We start from the raw sequence: 4,506 nt of genomic DNA, 5'->3' as shown, positions 1-4,506 counted from the left end.
GAAGAGTTTAACAATCAAAACAAAATTTATCAAAATGTAGCTTAACTTATACTGGAATTTTTATTTGCATATCCAGTTTCTTAAGAGATTAGAAGATAATTATGTTGTAGATGACTTCACGTTAGATGAATTTACATTTAGTGAATTAAATTATTATGACGACCTAAAAAGTTTAGACAAATATTTTAAAAATAAGAAGGCTAATAACCTTATAATGCATTTGCCACCTTCGATATTCAATATCGATTATAAATTTGAGAATGGAAGTTTATTTTCAAAACTTAGTTCTGGGGAAAAGCAAAATGTATATAGTATCAATTCCATTTTATATCATCTTATAAATTTGAATTCTGCACATGATAATGATACAGTAAATAAATATTCTTATTACAACATTATACTTGATGAAATAGAACTCTATTCTCATCCTGAAATGCAGAGAAAATTCATTTATCAATTATTAGATGGAATTAATAAATTAGTAATAGATAATATTAAAGGAATTAATATTGTATTTATAACACATTCGCCGTTTATTTTATCAGATATTCCTAAGCAAAATGTATTGTTTTTAGAAATTGGGAATAATGAAAAATCTTCTCCAAAAAAGTATAAAGGAGATAATACTTTTGGTGAAAATATACATCAAATGCTAATAGATGGTTTTTTTATTGAAGGTACAAAAGGAGCTTTCGTAAATGATCAAATTCAAAAATTTTTAAAATATTATCAAGAGGCAAATGATAAGAATAATAAACCACAAGATTTTGAAAATGACATAGAATGGTATGATAAATTCATAAGCTTAATTGGTGAGGATTATATAAGAAATGTTTTGTTCAATCATTTAGACGAACTACAAGTTCATTTTGGTGACAAAACTTATTTAGATGCTGAAGAAGAAAGACTTAAAGAGCGTTTGAAAGAAATTGAGAAATTAAAAATTACAAACTAAATGAGAAAAATTAATTATCCTTATAAAACAGATATAGAAAAAGAAATTTTCTTAAATGAATATTTTGATAAAATTTTTCCTGAAATTTCTAATCATGTTGAAATGTGTGAGGAAATCGAAAAAATAGATGTTACTTGGAATTTAAAAAAACTTCTGACAGCCGATTTTTGTCAGCTGGTGGATTTTGCAAAAAAGAATAATGTAAGTAATCTAAATTCATTATTCAGAACAGGAGTAGAAGAAAAAGACTATATATATTCAAAATTACAAAGAGTGATTGCTGATTTTTTAATAGAAAAAAATGTAAATATTAAAAGTTGTTTTTATTGTAACATAGAATATGTTAATGATTTTAAAGATAAATACTCATCTATTGATGAGTTTATTAATTATGCTCCAAACAAATTATTAAATTCAATAATTAGTGTATATGCAACGGATAGAATTTCAAATAAGAGAAAATCAGGTTTTATTTTTGAAAAAGACTTAATTGATTTATTTCCAAACAAAGGTACTAAAATAACTCAAAAATTAAATGACAGCTATAAAGACGAATTTAATAATGAGCATTTTACTTTGGATCATGTTTTACCCAAAAATTCAAATGCTTTTTTATCTATCTCAATATTTAATCTCGTGCCATGTTGTTATTCTTGTAATTCAAAGTTTAAACTCACAAAAGAATTTAGTATTAATAATAATTTAAAAAGTATAGTGCCTAGTTCCAAAGATTATCTTTTTGATAATTTGATAAAATTTAAGTTGAAATACAAAGGTACAAGAGTCGAAAATGTAAAAGATATTGATGTTAGATTATTAAACTTATCAAAAATTGAAAATGTTGATGAATTCATAGCGATATTCAGGTTACAAAGCAGATATAATTATCACAAGAATATTTCTTATGATATGATACAGAAAAGGAAGATCTATTCTGATTCACAAATTGAAGAGATTGCCATTTTGTTAAAAAGGGATGAGCAATCGGTAAAAAAAGATCTTTTTGGAAAAGAATGTTTTGAGTCTAGTAACGAACCTTTTGAAAAATACAAACAAGATATCGCGGAACAATTAGGTATAATTTAATCTCTAATATTAAATTTTCAAAAATTTTTAAATTTTATTCAACTGAAAATCAGTAATTTAAATTATAATGTTAACTCAATGTTAACTCAATGTGAAATTATTGTAAATTATTTTATATATCTTTGGTAAAGAAATAGTAAATAAGTTTAATATAACATTTAAAACCAAAGAGTTATGAAAAATAAAATTCAGATATTAATCGCTTCAGTTTTCGTTTGTGGATTCGCAACAGTAATGAATATGGCAAAAGCACAGACTGCAAACAACAATACCATTCAGGAAGTACAGTTGAATAAGAATGATGCTTTCAATGAAATAAGAAATCTTTTGATGGCGAATTTTGACTTTACCAATCAGGATTATAAGCAGGGAATTGTAAACTCGGAAGTGAAATTTGATATTGCAGAAAACGGAAAAATCGTAAATGTTCATTCCAAAGGAGACTGCAAAAACGTAAGCAAAGAAATCGAAAACGTTTTAAGCAAGCTTCATTACAGAGTAGACAGTAAAAAATTAAACGAAAATATGATTGCTTCTACCTACGTTATGCCTGTAAGAGTGGATATTAACAACAGATAACATTCATAAAATCTTTTATACTGAGCCATACAATTTCTGTATGGCTTTTTTATTTTAGGTGTAAATAATGAAAATTTTAAATATAAAGTTGTAATAACTAAGAAAAATATTCGTTATATATTTGAATCAGACAAAATTAAAACAATATGAAAAATTTGAAGAAGCTAAGCAAGACAGATCTGAAATCAGTAAACGGTGGACAGCCAAAACAATACTGCGTTTTCTGCGAAAGAATCAACAAGCTTGTTTGCAGTGAAGCTCAGATTTCACAATGTCCTTAACAATTCAGACCGCTTTTTAGAAGGCGGTTTTTTTATGCTTCAAAAATTTTTAACACAAAGTTCGCAAAAGTTATTTTGAAATCATTGGAAATATTTTTTTTTGTTCGCAACGGTACTTCGGCAAACTCAGCATAAACTGTTCACTCAGCAAATAATAACTGAATATATTGATTTTTTATAAATTAAGAAAATATTGTTTTTCGAAAGATTTAAACAATGAACATTCTTAAGATAGCGTTCCTACAGAACGCCGAACATCTTGCGATAAAATTTCTAAACATATAAATTTCATAAAGTTTTCTACCTTTTTGTTTTAACAGCTTCAGCAAATGCCCTTTGAGTAAATCTAAACTTTTTATTTCCAGCTTCTCAAACAGACGGTAAAAATTTATACATTTGATAGTATAATAAAAACTGTTGTGAATCCTATTTTAGATGTCGTTCTGCGTTCGCTCTGTGTTTATCTTTTCATGGTGATCGGAATCCGTGTTTTCGGGAAAAATCAGCTTTCGCAGCTTAACGCGGGAGATGTTGTTCTGCTGCTCCTGATTTCCAATGCTGTTCAGAATGCTATGGTAGGACAGGACACCTCTCTTCAGGGAGGTTTAATTGCTGCTCTGGTTCTTTTTGCGGCTAATTTTACCTTAAAAAGATTCATGTTCAGAAGTCCTGCTTTTAAAAGTTTTATGGGAGAAGATCCCGTTATCCTTATTAAAGATGGAGTAGTAGACGAAAAAGCGCTAAACAAAGTAAAAATAACTTCCGATGAACTGGAAGAAGCCGTGAGAGAACATGGTGTGGGAGGAATTGATGAGGTAAGACTTGCGGTATTGGAAGTGGATGGAAACATCAGTGTGGTTTCCGAGGATAACAAAAGCAAACAGACCCATTATTCCAGAATTAAAAGAAAAAACAAACGAAAATATCATTAGCCATGAACTACGAGCTTAGAGAGATGCTTCCGAAAGATGAAGCCAGAGTTTTAGAGATTTTCAGACAGGGAATTGAAGGCGGGAAATCGACCTTCGAAACGACCGTTCCCACTGCCGAAGCATGGAATATGGATTATTATAATGACTGTCGCTGGGTTTTGGAAAATGAAAACAACGAAGTTGTTGGCTGGTGCGCCCTGAAACCCGTAAGCAAAAGAGAAAGCTACAAAGGCGTTGCTGAAGTAAGTGTGTATTTCGATAATGATTATCAGGGAAAAGGATTAGGCTCTGTTTTGCTAAAAAAGATGATTCTCGACAGCGAAGATCACGGCTTCTGGACGCTGCAGGTAAACATATTTCCGGAAAACGAAGGCGCTCTGAAAGCACATCAGAATAATGGTTTCCGGATTGTAGGAACAAGAAAGAAAATAGGTAAGCTGAATGGTGAATGGAAAGATGTAATTATGCTTGAAAGAAGAAGTGAGAAAGTATTTTAACATAAAAAATACTAAAGTTTCTTAAATATTCACATAAAAGTAATAATAATTAATTATTGGCATCCGGATTGTAATTTTTCATGATGTAATTTGAAAAATAGTATTTGTTATTTTAAAATATATAATTGTTTATTTAGTTTTAGAAAAAGCAACTTTAAAGAGTTTTCCAGCATAAA

6 protein-coding genes are annotated in these 4,506 nt (G+C 28.9%); all 6 read left to right on the top strand.

Annotated elements, in window-relative coordinates; translation table 11 throughout:
- The first annotated feature begins 64 nt into the window (after window positions 1-64).
- The 6 genes from H6W52_RS20890 to H6W52_RS20865 all read left to right on the top strand — a co-directional run bounded on the left by H6W52_RS20890 (window position 65) and on the right by H6W52_RS20865 (window position 4,330).
- Window positions 65-955 (top strand): hypothetical protein, encoded by an 891-nt coding sequence (locus tag H6W52_RS20890; RefSeq protein WP_185216960.1) that lies wholly within the window; start codon window positions 65-67, stop codon window positions 953-955.
- A complete protein-coding gene (locus H6W52_RS20885) occupies window positions 956-2,041 on the top strand; it encodes an HNH endonuclease signature motif containing protein (RefSeq protein ID WP_116099182.1) in 1,086 nt (361 codons plus the stop codon). It begins immediately after the preceding gene.
- Window positions 2,042-2,215: 174 nt separating this feature from the next.
- Window positions 2,216-2,620 (top strand): hypothetical protein, encoded by a 405-nt coding sequence (locus tag H6W52_RS20880; protein ID WP_076390138.1) that lies wholly within the window; start codon window positions 2,216-2,218, stop codon window positions 2,618-2,620.
- Window positions 2,621-2,766: 146 nt separating this feature from the next.
- Window positions 2,767-2,901 carry a bacteriocin-like protein gene (locus H6W52_RS20875; protein ID WP_087710302.1) on the top strand — a complete coding sequence of 45 codons (135 nt, stop codon included), beginning with the start codon at window positions 2,767-2,769 and terminating at the stop codon, window positions 2,899-2,901.
- Between the two features lie 419 nt (window positions 2,902-3,320).
- A complete protein-coding gene (locus tag H6W52_RS20870; protein WP_116099181.1) occupies window positions 3,321-3,833 on the top strand; it encodes a DUF421 domain-containing protein in 513 nt (170 codons plus the stop codon).
- Between the two features lie 2 nt (window positions 3,834-3,835).
- Window positions 3,836-4,330 carry a GNAT family N-acetyltransferase gene (locus tag H6W52_RS20865; protein ID WP_185216958.1) on the top strand — a complete coding sequence of 165 codons (495 nt, stop codon included), beginning with the start codon at window positions 3,836-3,838 and terminating at the stop codon, window positions 4,328-4,330.
- Window positions 4,331-4,506: the final 176 nt, after the last annotated feature.

The organism is Chryseobacterium sp. C2(2020) (assembly GCF_014218915.1).
Lineage (GTDB): Bacteria > Bacteroidota > Bacteroidia > Flavobacteriales > Weeksellaceae > Chryseobacterium > Chryseobacterium mucoviscidosis.
This window is presented reverse-complemented; position numbering and strand designations above follow the sequence as displayed.